The sequence below is a fragment of the Nocardioides lijunqiniae genome, assembly GCF_015024225.1.
GTDB classification, from domain to species: Bacteria; Actinomycetota; Actinomycetes; order Propionibacteriales; family Nocardioidaceae; genus Nocardioides; species Nocardioides lijunqiniae.
Genome location: NZ_JACJGM010000009.1, coordinates 116,660 through 141,966, shown reverse-complemented (window position 1 = coordinate 141,966; position 25,307 = coordinate 116,660). Strand labels below are relative to the sequence as shown.

Below are 25,307 nucleotides of genomic sequence, written 5' to 3'. Positions count from 1 at the left end.
ACGCTAGACTGACCCGCTCTGCCGGTACAGCAAGCAATCAGCAGGCGCGCGAGGCACCTGCGGCAAAGTGGCGCAGCCGCGCTGACATGACACCCTGGCGAAGTCGGGGCTGGCCCACCACACTGGCTTGATGGCTGAGCTCGACGACATCTGGGACCGCATTCGACGAAGCGCAGGAGAGCCCTTCTCGACGTCCACCGGCCTGCCGTTCACCTATCGCGTGCCTGGGAACTACCTTCGGGTCGAGAGGGACGGACGGGAGATCAATAGGTCGCTCTCGCGAACCAACTTTGAAAACGCGACGCGATCGATGCCTGCCGCGAAACCAAGCGAACTCAAAAGGAGCCAGGGTTCGGCTTACACGTGGGCGATCCTGATGGATCAGCGCATTCGTCGAGGCGACTGGTAGCAGTGCGATCCCGCCGATGAACCGGCGGATAAGCCCGTCTTGCGGCGGAATGACGCGGCCGCCTGCGCTCGGATCGAGGCTCGAGCGGACACTTGGGGTTCGGAGGCTCGCAACATCGTTGGCTGTAACGGGCCGACACTTGGGACACGCGGCTGATCGGTGCGTGTCCTTCGAGTGCGCCGTGGCGTCGAGTGTTGGAGTGCTCGATCCAGAGAGGAAGGGCGCCTTGCGTTTGTCGCCTGGTGAAGACTTGGCGGTAAGCCCACTCGGTCGCGACGGTCCGGTCGCGCCTCTCCACCTTGCCGTCCTGTCCGGGGCAGCAAGGCTCGATGAACTTCGGTCTCATGCCGTGCTCGGCCCGGACATGGCGCAGGGATCGTTTGTAGGCGTTGTAGGTGATCACCGCTCAATGCGGTTGATGCCGTGCCCAGCGAGTAGGCAATGGCGCGGTAGAGGAACGCGGCGCAGCTGGCGCCTTGCTCGTCCAATCGATGTGCGCAAACGGCTCTCCATGTCGACACGAACGGATCCATGCGCCCTAGGCGACACGTTCGGTTTTGGATTACTTACCCAACACTTCGAATCCGAGCATGAAGGGTGTGAGACGCCGGTAGTATCCCGCGGGTGCCTTTCACCTCCGTCCTGAAAGCGCTTCGTCGCTGTTCGACAGCTACCCTGCGCCTCGGGCGGTGGACGAGATCGGAGCTAGGTGCCGGCGGACGCGGCCTAATGGCCAAGGTTCGCTCGAGCAGAGTCTTGCGCTGGTTTTTGCGGCAGGGGCCGCTCGCGGCGGGTTGTGTCCTCGCCCTGTGCTTCGTATGCATCACGATGGCCGTTCGTACCGTTGAGGCGTCCGATCCTAGGATTGACGACCAATCGCTCAACCGGATGAAGTTGGGGATCTACGCCGACATCAATACGACGGTCGCAATGCAATATCGAATGCTGAGTCCGTATACGACTGCGCCTGAGATCCGTTGGGCGATTGACTTTGCCCCCGAGGCGGAGGTGGACATGCGTGCTACGTTGCTATTGATGAGCGGCGGGCCTCTGTATGAGATCAATATCGATAAGCCCTTGACGATTGTCGCAATCCTTCCGAAAGGTGCTCAATGGGGCACGAAGAGTAGCGACGTCATGCCGAATGGACTGAACTGTGCGTCCTGGTACGACGGTAAGGATGTAAAGGTTGCGCATCCAGTTTTTCACAGGGTGCATGACGGAACCGTTGCGCTCATTTGCAAGGTCCCGGCAGTCGGGAAGATGCAGCAGCTCACCTTCGACCTACGAGTTCGATTCCACGACACGGTTTGGGAAAGGTTTGGTTTTGGACGGGCGCAGGGTGGCCTACGCTTCGACTCTTCGTGGATGCCGGACGCTGACATGGCTGAGCAGGGACTGACCTACATGCTGAGGCACCCGGTCGAGGTCAAGCTGCAGCTTCCAGCCGCCGTCGAACTCTCCGAGTCGTTCCCCGAACCAACTGGCGGCAGCGCCGGCGTCCGTTCCTGGCGCCTCGGAACCGGTCTTGGGAGCGCAGCGGGGAACGACCTAGACGGCGAAGACATCACCTACCGACTGGACGATCCGCAGAAGCGGATCTGGATTCAGCCAGTCCTTGACTTGTCCCTGCTCCTTGCTGGAGTGGTGCTCGGTCTGTTGCCCGCCCTTCTGCGACGTTCGACTCCAAGGAGCTCGCAAAGGGCATAGGCCGCTCGTCCTTTTCGGGCCCGGGCGCGCGAACACTAGCGGCAGCGGACCGTAGGTTGCGCAGAACGCGATTCGTCGAACGTCAATGGGTGATCGCGCTGCCCGCTACGCGGCGGAGTGACTGTGACTTGGCGGCGACGTTCCGCCGGCTCGCGTCCCTTGACCTTGGCTATCGGCGCCCGGCGAGGTCTTCGCGAGACCGTTTTCGTCCTACGTTGACTTGCGATTGAGAGCCTTCATCAACTCGCCGTGGAGCGATGCCAACTTGGGCTTGGCTCCGTCTGCGAGGACCAAGGTGGAAGGGTCGTCTACCAGTTGTGCGGCTATGACGGTCTTTCCCGGGGAACGGATCCCGCGGCCCTCGCACCATGTCTCAACAGCCTTGCCGATTGACACGCTGCGATCCAACTCCTCCAAGCGGATCGGCTCTTCGTTGCCTGCCACGGCGAGGAGATCGTTCACAAGCCCAAGGTATCGATCCGGATGCACGTAATCTTCAACCGCAGTCGGTTGCGGGAACTGCTTGATGCGCTCGTCCGGGATTCCCATGCCCACTAGTCGCGCTCGGTGATCGTCGCCGCCCTTGTCGCCGTCGACAAGGTAGACGACACGGGCCGCAATCTCTTCGAGCTCGAGGCCCGTCCCGTGATAGTTCGCAATCCCGGGTGCCACCTGAAATTCCAAGTCTGATTCGCCCGTTGCGAGCCTGAGGAGGCTGGGCAGCAAGATCATGTCCGAAGCACCTTCAGTTAGCACCGCCTTGCGAAACGCGGAGAACGCAGCCGCGCCGGCCCCCATGGCAAAGAGCAGGGGCGAGAAGCCGGGGCTATCACTCGTCCAGAAGTCGTTCCGGAGTTTGCTCTCGTCGGATCGACTGACGGAAGGTCGCACGAGCCTTATTCCCGTACCAAGGTCACGGGGTAGACATCCTGGCGAGTGCGTCGTGTAGAAAACCTGCGTCGCGCTTATGTCCCGCGTGAGCACCTCGACAAGATCAGCTTGCGCGTCGTAGTGGAGGTGTGTCTCCGCTTCGTCCACGAGGAGAACGGGCGGCACAGTGAAGTCATGTCGGGCCAGGAACGCAACCAAGGCGACAAACGTCTGCAGCCCGTCACTTCTCTCGCTGATGGGCGACACTGCACCATCGTCGGACTTCTCGAAAACTTGAATCTCGAGTCGCGTGCCGTCAACGTTGAACTCGACATCTAGTTCTCGTTGGCTCCAGCGGGAGCTCAGCCGCGCGCTTAGCCGTTCGTTTGCTCGACGTTCCTTCGTTCGCGCGTCGCGTGCATCGTCCGACTGGATTGCCCGCCAAAGGTCTTCCAAATCAAGCTCGGCGACCCACGCTAGGTTGGCCAGAGCCTTGGGCGGGTTCGCGCGCACCGCGTCGTCCGACAGTTCATAGGAAGACTGCAGGTCGCGGTCGCTCTCAGTGAACATCGCAAACTCAGGCAGCCGCTCTCGAAGGACGGCGCGTGCGGCTACGTCCGGCGTGCCGCTCTGAAGCAGAACTCGGGTCCGCCGCAGGTCATCACCCAACTCCTCTTGGCCGGTGCCATCAAGTCTTGAAAGCGCGGCCTCAAAGTCAGTATCCCAATCCTGTGACCAACCGGCGTTGGGATCGGCGAGCGCCTCCAACACGGTGGCGGACCAGTTGGCGAGATGTGGCTCGGATTCGTCCTCGTCTGGCGGGTCCCCCTCCTGCGACACTGCTTCTACGAAGCGTCCCTTCATCTTGTCAAAGGCGGTGGCCTTTCGATGGACCATAGGCTTCAAGCGTCCTGTCTGACCGCCAGAAGCTGTTCGCGACCGGAGATAGAACTCCGGTTTTTGGGCGAGTTCTAGCCCGTCCAGAGCTTTAAGGTCTTCAGCCTCTAGCCAGTAATCCACAGAGACTACGGCCGTCCCGTCGGAAGGTGGATTCGACTTGTTGACGCTAGTAGCGGGTAGAGCTCCGCCGTGCGAGTACCAGTCAAGAGCCTTCAGCACTGTGGTCTTGCCAGCCTCATTGGGCCCGAGGAACGCGATCATCTTTCCTGCGGTACTGCACGAGGTGTCAACTAATCGCTTGTATCCCTGAAAAGCAACTCTAACTACCCGCACTCTTTCCAACTCCCCACGCGTGCTGCGGCCCGACCTTCGGGACTGATACTGCCTGATGGAACTTACTGATGTCGGCAGTTGCGCGTTGTGAGTACGCGCACGACGCCGCGTCTCAGCCGATCCGCCGCCAGAACGGGCATGCCGGGACGCCCGAGATGAGGACTGGTCACTACAGGTCAAGCTGTGGCCTATTCTGGGCGGTACGGGCGCCCAGTTGAGGCAAACGTAAGCCCGCCTTCACTGGACGGCCCCACGCCCAAAGATTCGGGGGCCCGGCTCAGCCCAGCGCCGCGGACACGACCTCTCGCGCCTCCTCCTGGACGCGCGCGAGGTGCTCAGGGCCTTGAAACGACTCGGCGTAGATCTTGTAGACGTCCTCGGTGCCTGAAGGCCGCGCGGCGAACCACGCGGACTCGGTAGTCACCTTGAGGCCGCCGATCTTGGCGCCGTTGCCGGGGGCCTCGGTGAGCTTGGCGGTGATCTCCTCGCCGGCCAGTGAGGTGGCGGTGACGTCATCGGGGGCGAGGGCGGCGAGCTTGGCCTTCTGCGCGCGGTCGGCGGGGGCGTCGATGCGGGCGTACGCCGGGTCGCCGTGCTGGGAGACCAGGTCGGCGTAGTGCTGGCTGGGGCTGCGGTCCGTGCGGGCCAGGATCTCGGAGGCCAGCAGGGCCAGGATGATGCCGTCCTTGTCGGTCGTCCAGGGGCCGCCGTCGGTGCGCAGGAACGACGCGCCCGCCGACTCCTCGCCGCCGAAGCCGAACGAGCCGTCGATCAGGCCGGGCACGAACCACTTGAAGCCGACCGGCACCTCCACCATCGGCTTGCCGAGGGAGGCGGCGACGCGGTCGATCATCGAGGAGGACACCAGCGTCTTGCCGATGCGGGCGCTGTCGGGCCAGCCGGGGCGGGCGCCGCCGAAGAGGTAGCCGATCGCGACGGCCAGGAAGTGGTTGGGGTTCATTAGGCCGGCGTCGGGGGTGACGATGCCGTGACGGTCGGAGTCGGCGTCGTTGCCGGTCGCGATGTCGTACTCGTCCTTGCGCGCGATCAGCGAGGCCATCGCGTTGGGGGAGGAGCAGTCCATGCGGATCTTCTCGTCCCAGTCGAGCGTCATGAAGCGCCAGGTGGGGTCGACCAGCGGGTTGACCACGGTCAGGTCGAGGCCGTGCCGGTCGGCGATCGCGCCCCAGTAGTCGACGCTCGCACCGCCGAGCGGGTCGGCGCCGATGCGTACGCCGGCGTCGCGGATCGCCGCGAGGTCGACGACCTGCGGGAGGTCGTCGACGTAGGTGCCGAGGAAGTCGTACGACGACGCGGCGGCGCGGGCGCGGGCGAACGGGATCCGGCGTACGCCGTCGAGGCCGGCCGCGATCAGCTCGTTGGCGCGCTTGGCGATGACCGCGGTCGCGTCGGAGTCGGCGGGGCCGCCGTGCGGCGGGTTGTACTTGAAGCCACCGTCGCTCGGCGGGTTGTGCGACGGGGTCACCACGATGCCGTCGGCGAGGCCGGCGGGCTGGTCCAGCGGCTTGCCACGGTTGGCGCGGATGATCGCGTGGCTGACGGCCGGGGTCGGCGTGTAGCGGTCGTCGGCGTCGACCAGGACGGTGACGTCGTTGGCCGCCAGCACCTCCAGCGCGGTCGCCCACGCCGGCTCGGACAGGCCGTGGGTGTCGCGGCCGATGAACAGCGGGCCGGTGTAGCCCTGGTCCTTGCGGTAGTCGCAGATCGCCTGCGTCGTCGCGAGGATGTGGGTCTCGTTGAAGCTGGTCCGCAGGCTGGTCCCGCGGTGGCCGCTCGTCCCGAAGGCGACCTGCTGGTCGACGTCGTCGGGGTCCGGGACCTCGGTGTAGTACGCCGTCACGAGGTGCGCGACGTCGACGAGGTCCTGCGGCTGGGCGGGCGTGCCCGCGCGAGAGTCGGCCATGGCGCACATCATGCCTGCTCGTGCCGTGCTGGGGCCCTGCGGTTGGCGCTTGGGTGCGGGGGTCTCGACGTGCGCTCGCTGCTCGACCACCGGTTGGGGTGCGGGGATCGTGGCGTGCGCTCGCGCTGCGACGTGCCGTAGCGGCGGGGTGGTTTCGAGGCTCGTCGCTGGCGCTCCTCGCACCTCAACCACCGTGAGGGTTGGTTTCGAGACGGGACTTCGTCCCTCCTCAACCAACGGCGGCCCTACTATTCACTTATGTCCCATCAGCCCCATCTGTCGCGGTGAGGTTCAAGCGGTCTGCCTTCCTGGTCTCGGTGGCGGTGCTGGTGTGGGCGCTTGGGCCGCTGCTCCTGTTGCTCGCGCTCGGCGCGTTGTTCCACCCGCGGGTGCGGGACTGGTTGCGGCCTTCGCGACGGGTCGTGGCCATCTGGACGGGGGCGGTGCTGGCGCTGGTCGGGGTGGTGGTGCTCATCCCTGACGGGTATCTCCCCGTGCCGCCGGGGATCGGGGCGATGACGACGCCGCGCTACATCGGGCGTCCCGCGCTGCCGAACCCCATCGAGCTCGACGTCCCGCAGCACCCGCGGCTCGCGGCCAACGGGAGCAGCTCGATGCACAACGACGGCTGGGCCTCCGATGCGTACGCCGGTCCGGGGCCGCTCGGCGAGTCCCCCGAGGTCGACACCGCCTGGTACGGCGTGAAGGAGTGCGCCACGCTCGCGTTCGACACCCGGCAGCGGCTCGTGGCGCTGTGCGGGAGCTACTCCGGGCCGGTGCTCCACGTCATCGACCCCGAGTCGATGCGGCCGCAGGACACCTTCGAGCTGCCGGCCCGCCGCGACAACGGCAACGGCCAGCGGCCGTGGGAGGACCTCTGCGGGGGCTCCTACTTCTTCCTCGACGACCAGGACCGCGCGGTCGTCGCCACGACCGATCGGACCGTCGTGGTGCTGACCACCGCCGACGGCGACGGCGAGCCCGACCTGACCGTGCAGGCGACGCACGACCTCACCAAGCAGGTGCCCGAGGACGACTGCCTGATCGCGCTGATGCCCGACTGGGAGGGCAAGATCTGGTACGCGACCGAGGACGGCCGGGTGGGCTTCGTCGACAACGGCACCGGCCGCGCCACCGTGCGCCAGCTCGGCGAGGAGATCGCCAACTCGCTGGCCGTCGGGCGCGACGGCGGCGTCTACGCGGTGACCGTCGACGCGCTTTACCGGCTCGGCGTCGACGGCGCGCGTCGCCCCACGGTGCGCTGGCGCACGCCGTACGACCGCGGCACCCGGACCAAGCCCGGCCAGCTCAGCCGCGGCAGCGGCACGACGCCGACGATCCTGCCCGGCGGGCTGGTCGCCATCACCGACAACGCCGAGCCGCGCATGCGGGTGCAGGTCTACGACACCGCCGACGGCGACCTGGTCTGCCAGCGCGCGGTGTTCGCCGACGGCGCGAGCGCCACCGACAACTCGCTGGTATCCGTGGGCGACGGGGTGATCGTCGAGAACAACCACGGCTACCGCAACCCGCTCAGCACCCTGCTCGGCTTCACGCCGGAAGGCGGGTTCGCGCGGGTCGACGTGGCCGGCGGCAAGTGCGAGGAGGCCTGGACGTCGGAGGCGATCGCCCCCACGTCGGTCGCCAAGGTCTCGCTCGAGACCGGACTCGTCTACGCCTACACCAAGCGCTCCAGCCTGCTGGGCGTCAACGCGTGGTACTTCACCGCCCTCGACGCCCGCACCGGCCGCACGGTCTGGTCGGTACGCGTCGGCATCGGCTCGATGTTCAACAACCACTACTCCGCGGTGACGCTGGCCCCCGACGGCTCGGCGTACGTCGCCACGCTGGCCGGCCTCGTGCGCGTGCGCGACCGCAGCTAGGCCGACCCCTCGTCGCGGTCGCGGTCCTGGTCGCGGCCCTGCTCGAGCTCCTGCGCCTCGGCGCGGGCCTGGGCGCGCAGCTCGTCCTGCTTGCGGCGCCGGGCGATCTCGCCGCGGGCGACGACGAAGGCGATGATCACCGGCCAGACGTAGTTGCCCCGGTCCAGGACCCACTCCAGCCACCCGGGCAGGCTGATGCTGGGCAGGCTCGGCAGGTCGGGCAGCGGGACCGACGGCAGCGACGGCAGGTTGGGCCAGGGGATGCTCGGCAGCCCCAGGTCGGGCCAGTCGATGGAGAACGCGAGCCGCGCGAGCAGGATCGTCACCAGGATCGGTACGACGACCGCGGCCACGCCGCCCGCCGTCTGCACCAGCGCGTAGCGGCGCGGGTGGGCGCGCACGCGGTCCTCGTGCGCCGCCGCCGGCGAGCCCTCCTCGGGGTCCAGGTCGATGCCGGTCAGCTGCCCCTGCGGGGTCACGGTGGCCCGGCGCGGCTTGCCCAGGCCGCTGAAGCGCAGCGACAGCGCGCCGAGCTCGGGCCGGTCGGGGGCGGTCAGGCGCGGCTTGTCGTCGGCGCTCTTCTTGTCCAGGACGAGGTCGCCGTCGACCCACCACTGGATGCGGCGCGACACCGAGCCACGCACCTCCACGCGGTGGGCGCGGCCGGCGACACGCAGCTCCCAGGTCTGCAGGGGCGCGTCGGTGGGCATGGGTACGACGCTAGGTCGCGCCCCGGGGTCGGCGCATCGACCGCTGGTCGGAGGCGCTGCGACTTTGGTCAGGGGTCAGGGATCGAGGTCAGGGCAGTCGGACGACCGTGGCCCCGGTGCGCCTGGTGGAGCGTCCGGTGACCCTCACCGTGACCCTCGTCGCGCGGTCGAGGGTGCGGGGGAGGGTGATGCGTCGGACGAGGTTGCCGTGGGTGTCGGCTCGTCCGGTGCGGACCCGCGTGGTGGTGCGGCCGTCGCTGAGGGTGACGTAGAACCGCTCGCGGTAGCCCAGGCCGGTGACCCGGACCCGGATCGTCCTGCCTGGGCGCGCGGTGGCGGGGGCCTCGACGGTCAGGCGGGTGGGTCGGCGGACCGCGACGACCCCGGCCGTGGCGGTGGTGTTGCCGGTCTCGTTGGTCGCGCGCAGCCGGTAGCGGTGGGCCCCGGCCCGGTCCATGCGCACCCGGAGCGCTCCCGTGGCGGGGAGGGGCCGGTCGCCGTAGCGGGCGCGGAGGAGGTCGGCGAGCTCACCGGTGGCGGTGAGGCGCTGGGCGTCGCTGGAGGTCCAGCGCAGGGTGATGCTCGCTCCGCGGCGGACGGTGGGCTCGCCGTCCGGCGTCGTGGCGGCGTCTCGTGAGCCCGTCGGCACGGTCAGTCGCAGCTGCAGCGCGGGAGCCCGGTCGGTCGCGACCACCGCGGTGGGCGCCGAGGTGCTGGTGGCGTCGGCGTACCCGGCCCGCACCGCGGTCACGGCGACCGTGATCCGACGGCCTCGATGGGCGGGGGTCAGGAGCAGCGTGGCCGACGTCGCACCGGCGACGGGGGTGCCGTCGGCGTACCAGGCGAAGCGGTAGGACTCGGGGTCCGGGACCGGTGCCCCGGTCCCGGCACTCAGGGTCTGACCCACCTGGGCGGTCCCGGTGACTGTCGCGGTGGGTCCGGTGCCGAACGACGCCTCCAGCACCGGCGCGGTCGGGTCGGAGGTGTCGGCGGCATCGACGTAGTCGTCCCGCTTCGCGGTGACGGTCACGGTGATGCTCGTGCCGACCTCGGCTCCCGTGAGGGTCAGCGTCGCCCCGCGGGCGCCCGGGACGGGCTCGCCGTCTGCTGCCCACGCGTAGGCGAACGATGCTGCGGCTGGGGTCGTGGCCGCGAGGTCGGTCGGAGCGGCGGTGAGCGTGCCGCCGGCGACGGGGGTGCCGCTGATGGTCGCGTCCGGCCCGGTCGTGAACGTGGGCCTGACCACGGTGCGGGTCAGGGGGTCGGCGGCGGTGTTGGGGTTGCCTGCGACGTCGTTGGTGGAGGCGGCCGGCAGGCCGATGGTGACGTCGCCGAAGGTGAGGGCGGAGAGGTCGACCGTGTACGTGTCACCGGATCCGGCCACGTCGGTCGCGATGCCGTTGGTGACGACGAAGTCCGAGGCACTCAGTCCGGCTACCGCCTCCGAGAACGTCACGGTCACGGGGAACGTGCCCGAGAGCGGGCCCGGGGGTGCCGTCAGGGCCACCGACGGCCGACTCGCGTCGACGGTCGTGGACCTCACCACCCGCGGAGCCGGCCGGACGGTGGCGCTCCCGGGCTGATCGGCCGCGACGGCGCACGTGCCGCTGTCGCGGAACACGACGGCCGTGCCGTCGTCGCTGATGCGGCAGGCGTCGTTCGTCGTGCCCGACGCCACCGAGTAGCTGACCGGGAGACCGGAGGAGCTCGTGGCCGTGAGCGCGTGCTCGTCCCCGCCCCGCACGGGCGACGGCAGGGTGGGGAAGGCGATGGTCTGTGTGTCCGGGACGACGATCGACTGGGTGATCGTCGGCGCGGCCGCGAAGTCGGCGTCGCCGGCCCTGTCGGCTGCGACGACGCAGGTCCCGGCCTGGCTGAAGGTGACCACGTCCGAGGAGATCGTGCACGTCCCCGGAGTCGATGCCGCGCCCACCGAGAACGTGACCGGACCTGACGGGCCCGTCCCGGTGGCCGTGGGGCTGTAGGTCGACCCGAGGCCCGGCGCGGTGGGCGGCGTGGACGTGAACGCGAGCGACTGCGCGACGAGGGCGGTGGGAGCGGCCTGCAGCTCTCCCGCCGTGAACCTGCGGTACGGCGAGCAGTTGTAGCACTCGACGTTGCCGGAGGCGGAGGCGACCGACAGCGGAACCGTGCGGGTGCCTGACGTGCCGTCGAGGCCGGCTCCGGCGAACCGGAGCGTGCGCGAGGACCCGGCCTTGTACAGGCTGACCTGAAGCTCCCCCCTGCTCAGCGTCCAGTACCCGGCGTCACCTGCGGTCGAGGAGTAGTTCGTCGCGTCGAAGGAGCCTCCCGACACCGTGACGTCGAACCTCTCGATCGTGCTGGCGGAGTCGGACTCGCTGGCCGCGCGCAGCACGAACGATCCCGTCGCGGTCCCGCCGTCGGAGAACGTCGCCCCCGACAGGGTGAAGGTCTGGGACCGAGGCACCTGAGCCGACGCGGGCGGCAGCGCCAGCGCGCTGGCGAGCAGCGCGACGACCACCACGCAGGCACGCACCACGCTACGACGACTGACACGCAGGTGCCGACGTCCCCAAGCAATCATCACGAACGGCTCCATCGACGAGGTGGGGTGCCCACGCCATCGAGGAGTCGGGCCTGACACGGGCATGCTAGGTGCTGCCCGGGCCGTCCCGCAGGGGTTCACCACACCCTGAGGCGATCTCGTTCAGGGGTAGGAGATGCCCGTCGTCTCCTCGCTGATCTCCCACAGTCGCCGCTGCGATGCCAGGTCGCGCGACGCCTTGCTGCTCGTGACCACCTGCGGCGCGCCGGCCATCTCCCCGAGACCGCTCGGGCCGACGTAGGTGCCGCCGGGCAGGTCGGCGGTCGCCGCCATCAGGCTCGGCCAGGCGCCGGCCGCCGCCGACTGCGAGACCGCGCGGATCGTCGCGTCCAGGATCGTGGCGATGCCGCCCGAGGAGCGTCCGTACTGGCCGTTGGCCGCCAGGTGCGTGCCGGCGAAGCCCGGGTGGGCGGCGTAGGCGTGCAGCGGCAGCTCGGCCTGACAGGCGCGGCGCTCGAGCTCGTAGGCGAACAGCAGGTTGGCCAGCTTGGTGGCGCCGTACGTCGGCCACTTGGAGTAGCGGCCCTCCTGCCGGTGCGGGTCGCCCAGGGGCGCGCCCTTGGCGAAGCGGTGGAACACCGAGGCCACGCTCACCACCCGGGCGTCACCGCTCGCGACGAGCTGCGGCAGCAGCAGCCCGGTGAGCAGGAACGGCCCGAAGTGGTTGGTGGCCAGCTGCAGCTCGAGGCCGTCGGCGGTGCGGGAGTGGGGCGTGCCCATGACGCCGGCGTTGTTGACCAGTACGTCGATCGGCCCGAAGTCCTGCGCGCGCTCGCCCGCCGCGCGCACCGACGACAGGTCGGAGAGGTCGACGGTGAGCCGCTCGAGCAGCGCGTCGGGCACCTCGCCCCGGACCTCCTTCTCGGTCTCGTCGAGCTTGCTCTCCGAGCGCCCCGAGAGGATCACCCGGGCGCCGCGGCGGGCCAGCTCGAGGGCGGTGTGGTGGCCCAGCCCGCCGACCGTCGTGCCGGTGACCAGGACGGTGCGGCCGGTCTGGTCGGGGATGTCGTCGAGCCGCCAGGCGCTCATGGCGTCGTCGCCATCGCGCCGACGACGCGGCTGCCGAGCTCGGTGTCGCCGAGCACCTCGACCGCGCCGACCTCGGCGGGCCGGCGGCCCCCGGCCAGGACCACGAAGCTCGCGCGGTCCATGCGCAGGCAGGCGGTGGGGGTTGCGGGCGGCTCGGGCAGCCGCTCCCCGCGGCCGGCGTCGTTGACGGCGAACGCGAACGGCTCGCTGCCGGTCATCTCCAGCACCAGCGTGGACCCGGCGGGCGCGGCGGCCTTCTTGGCCAGGACGTAGCCCATGCTCTCGGCGAGGTACTCCGCAGTGTGGCGGGCCGGCGCGCCGTCCATGCCGCCGGGGCGGCCGACCGCGCGGCGTACGTCCTGCTCGTGCATCCACACGTCGAGCGGCCGGTTGCGCAGGAGCGTCTCCCAGCTCCACGGGACGCCGCCGAAGATCACGGGCGGCTTGGCCTGTCCGTCGGTGGGCGGGTCGAGCAGGAGCGCGGTGTGGCGGGTGGTGGCGGCCTCGCGGATCTCGTTGATGAGGGCGTCGGGATCGGCGTCGCGACGGTTGACCACGCCGATCTCGGTGTAGAGGCCCATCATCCCGGTGACGTGGGCCGGCTCACCGACCTCGGCGGTCTCCTCCGGGGCGCCGGCGAGGATGCCCTCGAGGTGGGCGACGTGCGCGGCGACCGCGCGGACGTCCCAGCCGGGCAGGTCGGTCGGGAGGTCCCACTCCTCGGGGCTCAGCGACTCGAGCACGGCGGTGAGGTCGTGGACGGCCTCCCACCACACCTCGACGTACCCGGCAAGACGTTCCTGGTCGGTCATGGGCCGCAGCCTAGTGAACGCCGCCCGCAGCCGGGTCAGCCCAGGGCGAGGCGCAGCGCGATCGCGAGCATCGTGAGGCCGATGACGACGTCGAGCACCCGCCACGCCCGCGGGGTGGAGAACAGGCGCTCGGCGAAGCGGGAGCCGTAGCCCAGCGAGGTGAACCACAGCACGCTCGCGGTGCAGGCGCCCAGGGCGAACCACCAGCGGCCGTCGCCCTCGGCGGTCGCGATCGAGCCGAGCAGCAGCACGGTGTCGAGGTAGACGTGGGGGTTGAGCCAGGTGAGGGCCACCGCGGTGACGACCGCTCGCCGCAGCGTCGGGGCGCCGGCCCGGGCCGCCGCCAGCGTCTGCGGGCGCCGGGCGCGCTGCAGCGACTTCACGCCGTACCAGGTGAGGAAGGCGACGCCGAGCCACGTCACCACGTCGAGCACCCACGAGGCCTCCTCGACGACGCTGCCGATGCCGCTCACCCCGGCGAGGATCAGCACCAGGTCGGAGATCGCGCAGACGGCGACCACCGGTCCGACGTGCTCGCGCACGAGGCCCTGGCGCAGCACGAACGCGTTCTGCGCGCCGATGGCGATGATGAGGGTCAGGCCGGTGGCGAGGCCGGCGACGGCGGAGTCGAGCACACGACGACGCTAGGTGGTCGGGCGGCTTCAGGCCAGCGAAAGAAACTCACGGATCATTAGCAACACTTATGACAGCATCGGTTCATGGAGCCGCACCCCGCCCAGCTGGCCGCCCTGGTCGCGATCGTCGAGCAGGGCACGTTCGACGCCGCCGCCCGCCACCTGCACGTGACGCCCAGCGCGATCAGCCAGCGCATCCGGGCACTGGAGTCGGCGGCCGGCCAGGTGCTGGTGCAGCGCACGACGCCGTGCCGTCCCACCGCGGCGGGAGAGGCGCTGCTGCGGCTCGCGCGCCAGACGAGGCTCCTGTACGACGAGGCGCGCGACGCGCTCGACGAGGGCGCCCGCGAGCGGCTCTCGCTCCCCGTGGCGGTCAACGCCGACTCGCTGGCCACGTGGTTCCGCCCGGTGCTGGGGGAGGTGGCCACGTGGCCCGGCGCGATGCTCACCCTGCACGTCGACGACCAGGCCCACACCGCGGACCTGCTGCGCACCGGCGACGTGCTCGCGGTGGTCACCTCCGAGCCGAGGGCCGTGCAGGGCTGCGTGTCCGAGCAGCTGGGCGTGCTGCGCTACCGGCCGGTGGCGTCGCCGGAGTTCGCCGAGCGGTGGCGGCGCGGGCGCTCCTTCGACTGGGCCGCCATGCCGGTCGTGGTGTTCAACGAGAAGGACGCCCTGCAGCACGACCACCTGGTCGAGCGCACCGGCGGGCCGGCCTCGCCGCCGGTGGTCCACCGGGTCCCGACCTCGGCGGACTTCCGCGAGGCGATCCGGCTCGGCCTCGGCTGGGGGATGCTCCCCGAGCCGCAGTCGGCGCCCGACCTGGCCGCAGGCCGCGTCGTGGCCCTGTCGGCCCGCAGCCGTCTCGACGTACCGCTGTACTGGCAGCGGTGGCGCCTCGACAGCCCGGCGCTCGCCCGGCTCACCGACGCCGTCCGCGCCGCCGCGGCGAGCGGGCTGCGCCGAAATCACCACTGACCCGCCAGGAGCTCCTGGCGGGCCAGTGGAGGTGGATCAGTGGAGGTGGGTCAGAAGCTGGACTCGTCCAGGTCCATGAGCGAGAGGTCGATGCTCTCGGCGATGGCGCGCTCGGCGGTCAGGCGGGGCAGGTTGGTCTGCGCGAAGAACTGCGCGGCCGCAACCTTGCCCTCGTAGAACGCCTTGTCCTTGCCCGGATCGCCGGCGAGCTTCTCGAGCGCCACCTCGGCGCCCTTGAGCAGCAGCCAGCCGCACACGACGTCGCCGAGGGCCATCAGCAGACGGGTGGTGTTGAGGCCCACCTTGTAGATGTTGCGGATCTCGCCCTCGGCCGACATCAGGTCGTTGATCATGTGACCGACGATGGCGTTGGCGTCCTCGAGGGCCGTGGCGAGCAGCGCGCGCTCGACCTTGAGGCGGCCGTTGCCGGCCTCGGAGTCGATGAACGACTGGATCTCGGCGGCCAGGTGGCCCAGCGCCTTGCCCTGGTCCTTGACGATCTTGCGGAAGAAGAAGTCCTGGCCCTGGATCGCGGTCGTGCCCTCGTAGAGGGTGTCGATCTTGGCGTCGCGCACGTACTGCTCGACGGGGTAGTCCTGCAGGAAGCCCGAGCCGCCGAAGGTCTGCAGCGACTCGGTGCCCAGCAGGACCCACGAGCGCTCCGAGCCGTAGCCCTTGACGATCGGGAGCAGCAGGTCGTTGACCTTCTCGGCCAGCTCGTCTCGCTCGCCGGCGTGCTCGGCCGTCATCACCTCGTCCTGCCAGGTGGCGGTGTAGAGCACCAGCGAGCGCATCGCCTCGGCGAACGCCTTCTGCGTCATCAGCGAGCGGCGCACGTCGGGGTGGTGCGTGATCGTGACGCGCGGGGCCGTCTTGTCGCCCGACTGCGTCAGGTCGGCGCCCTGGCGGCGCTCCTTGGCGTAGTCGAGGGCGTTGAGGTAGCCGGTGGAGAGCGTGGCGATGGCCTTGCTGCCCACCATCATCCGGGCGTTCTCGATGACCTGGAACATCTGCGCGATGCCGTTGTGCACCTCGCCGAGCAGCCAGCCCTTGGCGGGCTCGCCGCCGTGGGTGGCGGGGTCGCCGAACGTGACCTCGCAGGTGTTGGAGACCTTGATGCCCATCTTGTGCTCGACGTTGGTGACGTAGGCGCCGTTGCGCTCGCCGGTCAGCTCGCCGGTCTCGTGGTCGAAGTGGAACTTCGGCACGAGGAACAGGCTGAGCCCCTTGGTGCCCGGGCCGCCGACGCCGTCGATGCCGACGGGGCGGGCCAGCACGAGGTGCATGATGTTCTCGCTCATGTCGTGCTCGGCCGAGGTGATGAAGCGCTTGACGCCCTCGATGTTCCAGGAGCCGTCGTCGTTGAGCGTGGCCTTGGCGCGGCCGGCGCCGACGTCGGAGCCGGCGTCGGGCTCGGTGAGGACCATGGTGCAGCCCCACTGCCGGTCGACCATGAACTGCGCGATCTTCTTGTCCCGCTCGTTGCCGTTGCGGTAGACGATGTTGGCGAAGGGCGCGCCGGCGGCGTACATCCACACCGGCGCGTTGGCGCCCAGCACCATCTCGCCGAGGGCCCAGAGCAGGCTGGAGGGGGCGGGCTGGCCGCCGAGCTCCTCCATGAGCTGCAGGCGCCACCACTCGGCGTCCATCCAGGCCTGGTAGCTCTTCTTGAACGACTCGGGCAGGTCGGCCGTGCCGGTCGCGGGGTCGAACACCGGCGGCGTGCGGTCGCTGTCCTCGTACGACGCCGCGAGGTCCTCGCGCGAGAGGCGCTCGACCTCGACGAGGATCGAGCGGGCGGTCTCGCCGTCGAGCTCGGCGAACGGGCCCTGACCCAGGACCTCGTCGCGGCCGAGGACCTCGAACAGGTTGAACTCGATGTCGCGCAGGTTGCTCTTGTAGTGGCTCACTGGCCCACCATTTCTGTGATCTCGGGGTGCCCGGCCCTGGGCAGGGCAGCGTTCGCTACTGACCGGTAACATAATGATAGGCAGCGCGCCGGGGTGGCGCAAGCGAGCGCCTGTGCGGGTGACGGGCGTCTCCCGGGCCGTCGAGGGGCAGTAGGTGCAGTGATCGGATAGGGATATCTGACACACTCGCCCTATGCGCGTCTCCGCCAAGTCCGACTACGCCCTGCGAGCGCTGATCGAGATGTCCCAGCGCGCCGACGGGCGCGCGGTCAGCGCCGAGGAGCTCGGCAAGCTCCAGGAGATCCCGCACGGGTTCCTCCAGGCCATCCTCGCCGACCTCCGTCGCGCCGGCATCGTGATGTCGCAGCGCGGCCAGTCCGGCGGCTGGCGCATGGGCCGCCCGGCCAACGACGTCTCGGTCGCCGACGTGATCCGCGCCGTCGACGGCCCGCTGGTCTCCGTCTACGGCCTGCGTCCCGAGGCGGTCAGCTACAACGAGTCCGCCGAGGTGCTCCAGCACGTCTGGATCGCCGCCCGCCGCTCGCTGCGCGACGTCTTCGAGCAGGTCTCGATCCAGCAGCTCGCCGACCAGAAGCTCCCCAAGGCCGTCACCTCCCGCACCGCCGACGAAGACGCCTGGCAGCCTCACTGACCAGCCGTGCGTGAGGAACGAACGCGCGGCGTGGGGTCAGGGAGATTGAGCAAGCGACGCGACTGAGGAACGAAGTCGCGCGAGCGCGTCGAAATCCAGTGAGGTGCACGCCGACGCAGGGGACGCGGAGAGCGAGCCGTTCGACGGACGGGGTCTCGACGGACGCTCGCTGGCGCTCGCTGCTCGACCACCGGTGGGTGGTTTCGAGGCTCGCTTCGCTCGCACCTCAACCACCGGATCAGGCGCTGCGGCCCCAGCGTCGTCGGGGCTGACGGAGCTCGCCGACCTGCGTCTCGAGGGTGCGGTTGCGGCGCTCGAGGCGCTCGACCTGTCGCAGGGCGTCGGCGAGGGCCTGGTCGGTGGGGGCGATCAGGGTGATCGGGTCCGGGGCGGGCGTGACCTCGGGGACCAGGTCGGCCAGGTCGCCGCGGACGTCGAGGTCGCGGCTGACGATCTGGCCGGCCCAGCGGCGGCCGAGGTCGCGCAGCGCCTCGTGACGCTCGGTGGAGACCAGGCGCGGGGGGCGCGCGACGGTGGCGGCCTCGACGCCGTCCAGCGACAGCGACGCCGTCCCGAAGCCGACGACCTTGCCGAAGGCCTTCCAGGTGGTCGCCGGGCGGCGTACGGGCGGCGACACGATCACGTGCACGCGCTCGGGGCGGCCCACGGCCTTGGTCCAGCGGTCCAGCAGCGGGCCCAGGTCGAGGTCGCCGGGCGTCCAGGTGTCCGGGGCGGCGACGGTCAGCACCACGTGGCGCTTGAAGCCGCGCAGGCCGTCGAGCAGCAGCTCGATCTGCTCGGTCGTCGCGTCGGCGAGCATCGGCTGGGAGAAGACCAGGGTGCCGGTGCCGCGCAGGCCGCGGCGGCAGATCTTGGCCCAGGCGCCCTCGACCTCCTCGCGGCGGTAGCCCCAGGTGCGGTGGCAGCGCATGACCTCGAGGGCGGCGCGGAACATCTCGTCGGTGGAGGCGGCCGGCGCGTGCACGCCGAGCGCGGCGAGCGCGTGCGCGTGCCGCTGGAGGGCTGGCTCGAGGATGTCGCCGGAGCGGTCGTCGAGGCCGACGTGCAGGTATGCCGAGCGCTTGGCCATGCCGCCAGGGTGACCGGGCGCGGCGATCACGAGGTGAACCGCACGTGACGCCCGTGGGGCGGGCGGCGGAAGGTCGGACACTAGAACGTGTTCCAGTTCGCGCCTACGATGCCCCCATGATCACGTCGGACGCCATCATCTGGAACGCCCCGAACGACCCCCACCCCGCCCGCGCGGCCTCGCAGCGGTCCTACTCCGCCGTGGCGAAGGGCGACCTCGAGGAGTGGCTGACGGTCTACGCGGCCGACGCCGTGCTCGAGGACCCGGTGGGGCCGTCGATGTTCGACCCCGAGGGCAAGGGGCACCGCGGCCACGACGGGATCCGGGCGTTCTGGGAGCAGGCGATCGCGCCGATCGCGACCTTCGAGTTCACGATCACCGACTCCTTCGCCAACCCCGGCAGCAACACCTGCGCCAACATCGGCTCCATCCGCACGGCGTTCCCCGACGGCAGCCACACCACCACCGACCTGATCATGGTCTACGTCGTCCACGACGACGGCACGGTCGCCTCCATGAAGGCGTTCTGGGAGCCCGACCGCACGATGGCGAGCTTCACGAAGGCCTGACGTGCCTGACGCCCGGTGGCGAGGCGCTCAGCTCGCCCCATCCGTCACACCGCCGTCGCGAAACTCACGCTTCCTGCACGAAGCTTCATGCGGGAAGCATGAGTTTCACCGGGTACCCGGTGAAACTCACGCGGCCAGGCAACGCTAGGTCGAGTGTGACCTGGCGACCGACCTGTGCGTCGGAGAGGGTGAGGGCCCACCGTGGGCCCGACCAGGAGTGACATGGCCAGCGACGCGGATCACGCGGGGTTCGAGGAGTTCGCACGGTCGCGTGCGGCGCAGCTGTACCGCTCGGCGTACCTGCTGTGCGGCGACGCCCACACCGCCGAGGACCTCGTCCAGGAGACGCTGGCCAAGGTCTACGACCGGTGGCGGCGACCGCTCGGCGGTCGCATCGACAACCCGGCGGCGTACGCCCAGACCACGCTGACGCGCACGTTCATCAGCGGGCGCCGGCGGCGCAGCAGCGGCGAGGTGCCGTACGCCGACCTGCCGGACGCGCCGCTCGCCGACGCGAGCGACGGGGCGGACCTGCGGCTGGACCTGCAGGAGCTGCTCGGCGGGCTGTCGGCCGTCGACCGCGCGGTGCTCGTCCTCAGGTACGTCGAGGACCTCGGCGTCGACGAGGTCGCGCACCACCTCGGGATCACTCCCGGTGCCGTGAAGAACCGGAGCATGCGGGCGCTCGCCCGTGCGCGGGACAGGAGCACCACATGAACGACGACAGCACGAGCACCCTGCAGCGGGCCGCGTCGCGGCTCGAGCCCGACGTGGACCGCCTCGTCGCCGGCGGTACGGCGCGAGGTCGTCGCCTGCGCCGCCGCCGCCGGGTCGGTGGCGGGATCACCGCCGCGGCCGTGGTGGGGCTGGTCGCCGCCGGCGTGGCGGTGGTTCCCCAGGTCCTGGACGGCGGCGCCTCGCCCCGCGGCGGCGCGGCCGCCTCGGACCCCACCCCGACGCCCACGCCCGACCCCACGACGCCCACCGCCCCGACCCGCCGCCCGCTCGCGGTGACCCAGGCTCAGGTGCCGGCGACGTTCGCCGAGCTGTTCCCGGGGCAGGTCACCGAGCTGCCCGCGAAGGAGGTCGTCGACGAGGCGCCGATCGTCGACTTCCGGTGGAACGGCTTCGGCGTGCGCGTCGGGATCACCCCGGCGGAGTACTCCCTGCCCTACAGCGTCGACACGGGGGAGCAGATCGGCACGGCCGGTGGGCCGCGCAAGCGCTGCCGGACCGGTGGCCTCGGCGGCTGCGTGCCCGGGCCGGACGGCTCCTGGGTCGCGACCTACGTCAACACCGGCCCGGCCGTCGACGGCGGCGTCTCCTCCCGCTTCGTGACCGTCTACACGGCCGACGGCTGGGACGTCATGGTCGTGTCGCACAACGCGGCGTCCAGCAAGGGCTCCGAGCTGCTCGCCGACGAGCCGCCGTTCACCGTGGCGCAGCTCAAGCAGGCGGCGCTGAGCGGCATCTGGTTCGACTGATCAGTCGGCGCGGGCGAACGCGCGCTCGAGCCACGAGACCAGTGGCTTGAGCGCGCGCCAGTCCTCGCGCACGTGCTCGAGCAGCTCGGCGGTGTGGATGAAGTCGGCGAAGCCGTACGACTTCCCCGCGGTCAGCGTCCTGTGGCGCAGCAGGTCGATGCGAGGGTGACCGGCGTCGTAGCCGCGCGGGGTGGTCTTGAGCTGCTGGCCGGTGATCTCGAAGCCCGCCTTCTCCAGCTTGGTGAGCGTCCGCCTCAGCGCCGGCCCGGTCTTGTCGTCCGCCACCGCCTCGCGTACGGCGGTCAGGCGCGGCCCGGACGCCTCGTAGAAGCCGGCGCCGACCCGCATGCCCCGCGGCGCGATCTCGACGTACCAGCCGGTGGCCGGACCCGACGCGACGAACGCGCCCTGGTGGGTCTTGTAGGGCGTCTTGTCCTTCGCGAAGCGCACGTCGCGGTAGGGCCGGAAGATCTTGACCGCGCCGAACTCCGGCTCGAGCGCCGCGGTCAGCGCCTTCATCGGCGCGAGGACCGCCTCCTCGTAGACGCCCTTGTGGGCGGCCCAGTAGGACTTGGTGTTGTCGACCTCCAGGTCGTCGTAGAAGTCGAACGCCGCGACGGGGAAACCGGTGAACTCCACGCCGACGAGGCTACGACGTGGCCTGCACGCCCTCGCGGATGGACGACCACGCGGCCCGCACGTGGCTGCACATCACCGACTCGGCCCAGTCGGCGTCGCCGGCGGTGAGCGCGGCGACCAGCTCGTGGTGGTGGGCCAGGCTGCGCGCCAGGGCCTCCGGCGGGTAGCGGGAGAACGTGCGCCACACCAGCGGCACCTGCACGACCGACGCGATCAGCCCGGGCAGCCGCGAGTTGCCCGAGCCCTCCAGCACCAGTCGGTGGAAGCGGTTGTTGAGCTCGGTCAGCCGGTCGAGGTCGGGGGAGCGGCCGGCGACGCACGCGTCCATCTCGTGAGCCAGGGCGTCGAGCGTGGTCAGGTCGGCCAGGCCGCTGGTCGCCGCGAGCCGGCAGCCCCACGGCTCGAGCACCGAGCGCAGGCTGAAGATCTCGTCGAGGTCCGAGGCGTTCCAGGCCTGCACCTGCACGCCGCGGTTGCGCTCGTAGCGCACCAGTCCCTCGGCGGTGAGGCGGCGCAGCGCCTCGCGCACGGGGGTGCGGCTCACGCCGAGGTGGTCGGCCAGGTCGCCCTCGCGCAGCCACTCACCGCCGACGCGCTGACCGGACAGGATCTGCTCGCGCACCAGCCGGTACGCGTGGTCCGCGGCGGCGCCGGTGCCCGCCTCGGCGGCCGGGGAGGTCTCGGTCATGGTGCGGGGAGGCTATCAGCGCGGGGGCGCAACAGCGCCGACCCGGAAGTTAATTGTATGCAACTTCTGAGACAGACCATTGACCACGGCGCACGGTCAGGCCTAGGTTCGGCGAAGTGGAGCGGGGTGTGACCCAGCCCACCTCACAGTTGTATGCAACGACGCGTCCCCCACGAGACAGGACCTTCATGGACCAGCCCCTTCCCCTGGACGACCTGCGGGTCGTCGAGCTCGGCCAGCTGCTGGCCGGCCCCTTCTGCGGCCAGCTGCTCGGCGACTTCGGGGCGGAGGTGATCAAGGTCGAGGACCCCGGCAAGGGCGACCCGATGCGGCAGTGGGGCCGCGAGAAGCCCTACGGCACGTCGCTGTGGTGGCCGGTCGTCGCGCGCAACAAGCTCTCGGTGACCGCCGACCTGCGCACCGAGGCCGGCCAGGACCTGGTCCGCCGGATCATCGCCGAGGCCGACGTGCTGATCGAGAACTTCCGCCCGGGCACGCTCGAGCGGTGGGGCATGGCGCCCGAGACCCTGTGGGAGACCAACCCCGGCCTCGTGATCACCCGCGTCACCGGCTTCGGCCAGACCGGGCCCTACGCCTCGCGGGCCGGCTACGGCTCCATCGGTGAGGCGATGGGCGGCATCCGCTACGTCACCGGCGACCCCGACCGCGCCCCCGCCCGGGCCGGCATCTCGCTGGGCGACTCGCTCGCCGCCGTCTTCGCCTGCCTCGGCACCCTGGTCGCCCTGCACCAGCGCGGCCGCACCGGTCGCGGCCAGGTCGTGGACTCCGCGATCTACGAGGCGGTGCTGGCGATGATGGAGTCGCTGGTGCCCGAGTGGCAGGTCGCCGGCTACCAGCGCGAGCGCACCGGCACCACGCTGCCGAACGTCTCGCCGAGCAACGTCTACCCCACCTCCGACGGCGAGATGGTGCTGATCGCGGCCAACCAGGACACCGTCTTCAAACGGCTCGTCGCCGCGATGGAGCAGCCCGAGCTGGCAGAGGACGAGCGCTACGCGACCCACAGCGCCCGCGGCCAGTGGATGGAGCAGCTCGACGGCGTCATCGCCCAGTGGAGCTCGACCATCGCCGCGGACGACCTGCTCGAGCGGCTGCACGCCCAGGGCGTGCCCGCGGGCCGGATCTTCCGGGCCAAGGACATGTTCGAGGACGCCCACTTCGCCGCCCGCGAGGCCATCGTGCGCCTCGCGCACCCCGACCTGGGCGAGTTCGCGATGCACAACGTCGCCCCCAAGCTCTCGGAGAGCCCCGGTCGGGTCCGCCACGTCGGACCCGAGCTCGGCGAGCACAACGACCACATCTACCGCGGCCTGCTGGGACTCGACGACGACATGCTGTCGTCGTTGCGCTCGGCCGGCGTGATCTGAGGAGGCACCATGACCTACCGACTCGGCGTCGATGTGGGTGGCACGTTCACCGACATCCTCCTGATCGACGAGGAGACCGGCGAGACCCACCGCGCCAAGACCTCCTCCACCCCCGAGGACCAGTCCGTCGGGGTGCTGCGCGGCATCGAGCGCGCCTGCGCCGCCGCCGGCGTCACCATGGACGAGATCTCGGAGGTCTTCCACGGCACGACGGTCGCCACCAACGCGATCCTCGAGGGCAAGGGCGCCCGCGTCGGCCTGGTGACCACCGACGGCTTCCGCCAGGTGCTCCAGATCGCCCGCTCCTTCGTGCCCGGCGGCCTGGCCGGCTGGATCATCTGGCCCAAGCCCGAGCCGCTCGCCGCGCTCGAGGACACCGTCGAGGTGGTCGGCCGCATCGGCGCCGACGGGTCCGTGGTCACCGAGCTCGACGAGGACGACGTACGCCGCAAGCTGGGCGTGCTCGCGACCCAGGGCATCGAGGCGCTGAGCATCAGCCTCATCAACGCCTACGCCAACCCCGACCACGAGCGCCGCGTCGGCGAGATCGCCGCCGAGCTGCTGCCCGGCATCGCGGTGTCGCTGTCGTCGTCGGTGCTGCCGGAGCTGCGCGAGTACGAGCGCACCATCACCACCGTCGCCAACGCCGCGGTGCAGCCCCAGGTCAAGAAGTACGTCGCCAACCTGGAGTCGCAGCTCGTCGACGCCGGCGTCGACGGCAAGCTCTGCATCCTGCGCAGCGACGGCGGCCTCGTCTCCGCCGGCGTCGCCTCCGACAACCCGGTCAACCTGCTGCTCTCCGGCCCGGCCGGCGGCGTCACCGGCGCCACGTGGGTCGCCGAGCAAGCGGGCTTCCGCGACTTCCTCACCTTCGACATGGGCGGCACGTCCACGGACGTCGCCCTGGTGCAGGACCTGACCCCGCGGGTCGGACGCGAGACGACGGTGGGCGACCTCAAGGTCCGCGCCACCTCCGTCGACGTCCGCACCGTCGGGGCCGGCGGCGGCTCCATCGCCCACGTGCCCGAGCTGACCCAGGCGCTGCGCGTCGGTCCCCAGTCGGCGGGCGCGTCGCCCGGCCCCGCGGCGTACGCCGCCGGCGGCACCGAGCCCACGGTGACCGACGCCAACGTGGTGCTCGGCTACCTCCCGACCGACCTCGCCGGCGGCGAGATCACGCTCGACCGCGAGGCCGCGCGCGCCGCGGTGAAGTCGATCGCCGACGCCACCGCCCTCGGCTCGGTGGAGGCCGCCGCCGCGGGGATGATCGACATCGTCAACGAGAACATGTTCGGCGCGCTGCGCCTGGTCTCGGTCCAGCAGGGCTTCGACCCGCGCGACTTCGCGCTGGTCGCCTTCGGTGGCGCCGGGCCGCTGCACGCCAACGCGCTGGGCAGGCTGACGGGGGCCTGGCCGGTGATCATCCCGCCGTCGCCCGGCGTGCTGTGCGCCTACGGCGACGCGACCACCAACCTGCGCGACGAGTCGGTGCGCACCCTCGTGCGCCGCTTCGACGAGCTCAGCGACGACAGCCTGCTGGAGATCCTCCAGGAGCTCGGTGCCGCCTCGCGCGAGACGCTCGCCAAGGAGGGCGTGGCCGAGGCCGACCAGCGCCTCGTCTACTCCGCCGACCTGCGCTACCACGGGCAGGGCTTCGAGATCCCGGTGACGATCGACATCGACTCCTTCGACGGCAGCGGCGCCGGCATCGCCGCGCTGCGTGCGGCGTTCGACGTCGAGCACGAGCGGCTCTTCTCCTTCGTCCTGGACAACGAGCACGAGCTCGTCACCGTGCGGGCCACCGCCAACGGGCCCCGCCCCGAGGTCGCGGCGCCCGTGCTCGAGGACGGCGACGGGGACCCCGCCGCCGCCCTCGTCGAGCGCAGCGCCGTGTGGGTCGAGGGCGCCGAGGTCGAGGCCGGCATCTACGACCGGGCCCGCCTGCGCGCGGGCGACGTCGTCGCCGGTCCCGCGATCGTCACCGAGATGGACTCCACCACGCTCGTCCTGCCCGGTCACGCGGCCACCGTCCACCCCAGCGGCAGCCTGCTCATCCGCCCCACCGACCCGCCCACCCCCGGCCACGACGACCGCAAGGAGAACTGAC

The 25,307-nt window shown here is 70.6% G+C and carries 21 protein-coding genes and 1 pseudogene; 10 read left to right on the top strand and 12 right to left on the bottom strand.

Annotation, left to right across the window (positions count from 1 at the left end; translation table 11 throughout):
* Positions 1-130 precede the first annotated feature (130 nt).
* Positions 131-409 (top strand): hypothetical protein, encoded by a 279-nt coding sequence (locus IRQ30_RS08290; protein WP_193612495.1) that lies wholly within the window; start codon positions 131-133, stop codon positions 407-409.
* Positions 410-554: 145 nt separating this feature from the next.
* Here the strand turns inward: IRQ30_RS08290 and IRQ30_RS23305 are convergent.
* Positions 555-894: pseudogene (locus tag IRQ30_RS23305) on the bottom strand (integrase core domain-containing protein); the annotation flags it as partial.
* A 343-nt stretch (positions 895-1,237) separates the two neighbouring features.
* Here IRQ30_RS23305 and IRQ30_RS08280 point away from each other — a divergent pair.
* On the top strand, positions 1,238-2,119 hold the full coding sequence (locus IRQ30_RS08280) for a hypothetical protein (protein ID WP_193612452.1): 882 nt from the start codon (positions 1,238-1,240) through the stop codon (positions 2,117-2,119).
* 210 nt (positions 2,120-2,329) lie between these two features.
* On the opposite strand, the gene IRQ30_RS08275 is transcribed toward IRQ30_RS08280, so the two are convergent.
* Both IRQ30_RS08275 and pgm read right to left on the bottom strand, forming a co-directional pair.
* Complete coding sequence (locus IRQ30_RS08275) at positions 2,330-4,150, bottom strand: AAA family ATPase (protein WP_193612451.1); 1,821 nt, start codon at positions 4,148-4,150, stop codon at positions 2,330-2,332.
* A gap of 349 nt (positions 4,151-4,499) precedes the next feature.
* Entirely contained in the window at positions 4,500-6,146 is a 1,647-nt protein-coding gene (gene pgm / locus IRQ30_RS08270) for a phosphoglucomutase (alpha-D-glucose-1,6-bisphosphate-dependent) (protein ID WP_193612450.1), read from the bottom strand.
* A 284-nt stretch (positions 6,147-6,430) separates the two neighbouring features.
* Between pgm and IRQ30_RS08265 the strand changes: the two genes are divergently transcribed.
* The gene (locus IRQ30_RS08265) at positions 6,431-8,029 is read left to right on the top strand and encodes a PQQ-like beta-propeller repeat protein (RefSeq protein ID WP_193612449.1); all 1,599 of its coding nucleotides are present in this window, start codon (positions 6,431-6,433) and stop codon (positions 8,027-8,029) included.
* On the opposite strand, the gene IRQ30_RS08260 is transcribed toward IRQ30_RS08265, so the two are convergent.
* The 5 genes from IRQ30_RS08260 to IRQ30_RS08240 form a co-directional block, all read right to left on the bottom strand.
* Positions 8,026-8,739: a hypothetical protein gene (locus IRQ30_RS08260; protein WP_193612448.1), complete on the bottom strand. Its 714-nt coding sequence runs from the start codon at positions 8,737-8,739 to the stop codon at positions 8,026-8,028. The genes IRQ30_RS08265 and IRQ30_RS08260 overlap by 4 nt on opposite strands.
* A gap of 88 nt (positions 8,740-8,827) precedes the next feature.
* The gene (locus IRQ30_RS08255) at positions 8,828-11,260 is read right to left on the bottom strand and encodes an Ig-like domain-containing protein (protein WP_193612447.1); all 2,433 of its coding nucleotides are present in this window, start codon (positions 11,258-11,260) and stop codon (positions 8,828-8,830) included.
* Between the two features lie 168 nt (positions 11,261-11,428).
* Entirely contained in the window at positions 11,429-12,355 is a 927-nt protein-coding gene (locus tag IRQ30_RS08250) for an oxidoreductase (RefSeq protein ID WP_193612446.1), read from the bottom strand.
* Positions 12,352-13,167: a maleylpyruvate isomerase family mycothiol-dependent enzyme gene (locus tag IRQ30_RS08245; RefSeq protein ID WP_193612445.1), complete on the bottom strand. Its 816-nt coding sequence runs from the start codon at positions 13,165-13,167 to the stop codon at positions 12,352-12,354. Before IRQ30_RS08245 ends, IRQ30_RS08250 begins: the two co-directional genes overlap by 4 nt.
* 35 nt (positions 13,168-13,202) lie before the next feature.
* On the bottom strand, positions 13,203-13,802 hold the full coding sequence (locus tag IRQ30_RS08240) for a LysE family transporter (RefSeq protein ID WP_193612444.1): 600 nt from the start codon (positions 13,800-13,802) through the stop codon (positions 13,203-13,205).
* Positions 13,803-13,886: 84 nt separating this feature from the next.
* Here IRQ30_RS08240 and IRQ30_RS08235 point away from each other — a divergent pair, with 84 nt between their 5' ends.
* A complete protein-coding gene (locus IRQ30_RS08235) occupies positions 13,887-14,780 on the top strand; it encodes a LysR family transcriptional regulator ArgP (protein WP_193612443.1) in 894 nt (297 codons plus the stop codon).
* A 50-nt stretch (positions 14,781-14,830) separates the two neighbouring features.
* Here the strand turns inward: IRQ30_RS08235 and IRQ30_RS08230 are convergent, their stop codons facing one another.
* On the bottom strand, positions 14,831-16,690 hold the full coding sequence (locus IRQ30_RS08230) for an acyl-CoA dehydrogenase C-terminal domain-containing protein (RefSeq protein ID WP_193612442.1): 1,860 nt from the start codon (positions 16,688-16,690) through the stop codon (positions 14,831-14,833).
* A gap of 193 nt (positions 16,691-16,883) precedes the next feature.
* Here IRQ30_RS08230 and IRQ30_RS08225 point away from each other — a divergent pair, with 193 nt between their 5' ends.
* On the top strand, positions 16,884-17,342 hold the full coding sequence (locus IRQ30_RS08225; RefSeq protein ID WP_193608632.1) for an RrF2 family transcriptional regulator: 459 nt from the start codon (positions 16,884-16,886) through the stop codon (positions 17,340-17,342).
* A 238-nt stretch (positions 17,343-17,580) separates the two neighbouring features.
* Here IRQ30_RS08225 and IRQ30_RS08220 read toward each other — a convergent pair whose 3' ends face one another.
* Positions 17,581-18,432, bottom strand: a complete 852-nt coding sequence (locus tag IRQ30_RS08220) for a hypothetical protein (protein WP_193612441.1) — start codon at positions 18,430-18,432, stop codon at positions 17,581-17,583.
* Positions 18,433-18,548: 116 nt separating this feature from the next.
* Between IRQ30_RS08220 and IRQ30_RS08215 the strand changes: the two genes are divergently transcribed.
* The 3 genes from IRQ30_RS08215 (at position 18,549) to IRQ30_RS08205 (ending at position 20,485) form a co-directional block, all read left to right on the top strand.
* Positions 18,549-19,001 (top strand): nuclear transport factor 2 family protein, encoded by a 453-nt coding sequence (locus IRQ30_RS08215; RefSeq protein WP_193612440.1) that lies wholly within the window; start codon positions 18,549-18,551, stop codon positions 18,999-19,001.
* 222 nt (positions 19,002-19,223) lie between these two features.
* On the top strand, positions 19,224-19,718 hold the full coding sequence (locus IRQ30_RS08210; protein ID WP_193612439.1) for a SigE family RNA polymerase sigma factor: 495 nt from the start codon (positions 19,224-19,226) through the stop codon (positions 19,716-19,718).
* Positions 19,715-20,485 carry a hypothetical protein gene (locus IRQ30_RS08205; protein ID WP_193612438.1) on the top strand — a complete coding sequence of 257 codons (771 nt, stop codon included), beginning with the start codon at positions 19,715-19,717 and terminating at the stop codon, positions 20,483-20,485. Before IRQ30_RS08210 ends, IRQ30_RS08205 begins: the two co-directional genes overlap by 4 nt.
* Here IRQ30_RS08205 and IRQ30_RS08200 read toward each other — a convergent pair whose 3' ends face one another.
* On the bottom strand, positions 20,486-21,124 hold the full coding sequence (locus IRQ30_RS08200; protein WP_193612437.1) for a TIGR02453 family protein: 639 nt from the start codon (positions 21,122-21,124) through the stop codon (positions 20,486-20,488).
* Between the two features lie 10 nt (positions 21,125-21,134).
* Positions 21,135-21,812, bottom strand: coding sequence for a GntR family transcriptional regulator (locus tag IRQ30_RS08195; RefSeq protein ID WP_193612436.1), 678 nt, complete (start codon positions 21,810-21,812; stop codon positions 21,135-21,137).
* Positions 21,813-22,000: 188 nt separating this feature from the next.
* On the opposite strand from IRQ30_RS08195, the gene IRQ30_RS08190 reads away from it, so the two are divergent.
* Complete coding sequence (locus IRQ30_RS08190) at positions 22,001-23,200, top strand: CaiB/BaiF CoA transferase family protein (protein WP_193608625.1); 1,200 nt, start codon at positions 22,001-22,003, stop codon at positions 23,198-23,200.
* Between the two features lie 9 nt (positions 23,201-23,209).
* Positions 23,210-25,306, top strand: coding sequence for a hydantoinase/oxoprolinase family protein (locus IRQ30_RS08185; RefSeq protein ID WP_193612435.1), 2,097 nt, complete (start codon positions 23,210-23,212; stop codon positions 25,304-25,306).
* Position 25,307 lies beyond the last annotated feature (1 nt).

Bases quoted from the DNA above. Each gene is read 5' to 3' on its own strand.
- IRQ30_RS08220 (WP_193612441.1), bottom strand. From the start codon at position 18,432: ATGGCCAAGCGCTCGGCATACCTGCACGTCGGCCTCGACGACCGCTCC.
- IRQ30_RS08275 (WP_193612451.1), bottom strand. From the start codon at position 4,150: ATGATCGCGTTCCTCGGGCCCAATGAGGCTGGCAAGACCACAGTGCTG.
- IRQ30_RS08185 (WP_193612435.1), top strand. From the start codon at position 23,210: ATGACCTACCGACTCGGCGTCGATGTGGGTGGCACGTTCACCGACATC.
- IRQ30_RS08205 (WP_193612438.1), top strand. From the start codon at position 19,715: ATGAACGACGACAGCACGAGCACCCTGCAGCGGGCCGCGTCGCGGCTC.
- IRQ30_RS08195 (WP_193612436.1), bottom strand. From the start codon at position 21,812: ATGACCGAGACCTCCCCGGCCGCCGAGGCGGGCACCGGCGCCGCCGCG.
- pgm (WP_193612450.1), bottom strand. From the start codon at position 6,146: ATGGCCGACTCTCGCGCGGGCACGCCCGCCCAGCCGCAGGACCTCGTC.
- IRQ30_RS08280 (WP_193612452.1), top strand. From the start codon at position 1,238: ATGGCCGTTCGTACCGTTGAGGCGTCCGATCCTAGGATTGACGACCAA.
- IRQ30_RS08260 (WP_193612448.1), bottom strand. From the start codon at position 8,739: ATGCCCACCGACGCGCCCCTGCAGACCTGGGAGCTGCGTGTCGCCGGC.
- IRQ30_RS08225 (WP_193608632.1), top strand. From the start codon at position 16,884: ATGCGCGTCTCCGCCAAGTCCGACTACGCCCTGCGAGCGCTGATCGAG.
- IRQ30_RS08215 (WP_193612440.1), top strand. From the start codon at position 18,549: ATGATCACGTCGGACGCCATCATCTGGAACGCCCCGAACGACCCCCAC.
- IRQ30_RS08290 (WP_193612495.1), top strand. From the start codon at position 131: ATGGCTGAGCTCGACGACATCTGGGACCGCATTCGACGAAGCGCAGGA.
- IRQ30_RS08250 (WP_193612446.1), bottom strand. From the start codon at position 12,355: ATGAGCGCCTGGCGGCTCGACGACATCCCCGACCAGACCGGCCGCACC.
- IRQ30_RS08210 (WP_193612439.1), top strand. From the start codon at position 19,224: ATGGCCAGCGACGCGGATCACGCGGGGTTCGAGGAGTTCGCACGGTCG.
- IRQ30_RS08235 (WP_193612443.1), top strand. From the start codon at position 13,887: ATGGAGCCGCACCCCGCCCAGCTGGCCGCCCTGGTCGCGATCGTCGAG.
- IRQ30_RS08190 (WP_193608625.1), top strand. From the start codon at position 22,001: ATGGACCAGCCCCTTCCCCTGGACGACCTGCGGGTCGTCGAGCTCGGC.
- IRQ30_RS08245 (WP_193612445.1), bottom strand. From the start codon at position 13,167: ATGACCGACCAGGAACGTCTTGCCGGGTACGTCGAGGTGTGGTGGGAG.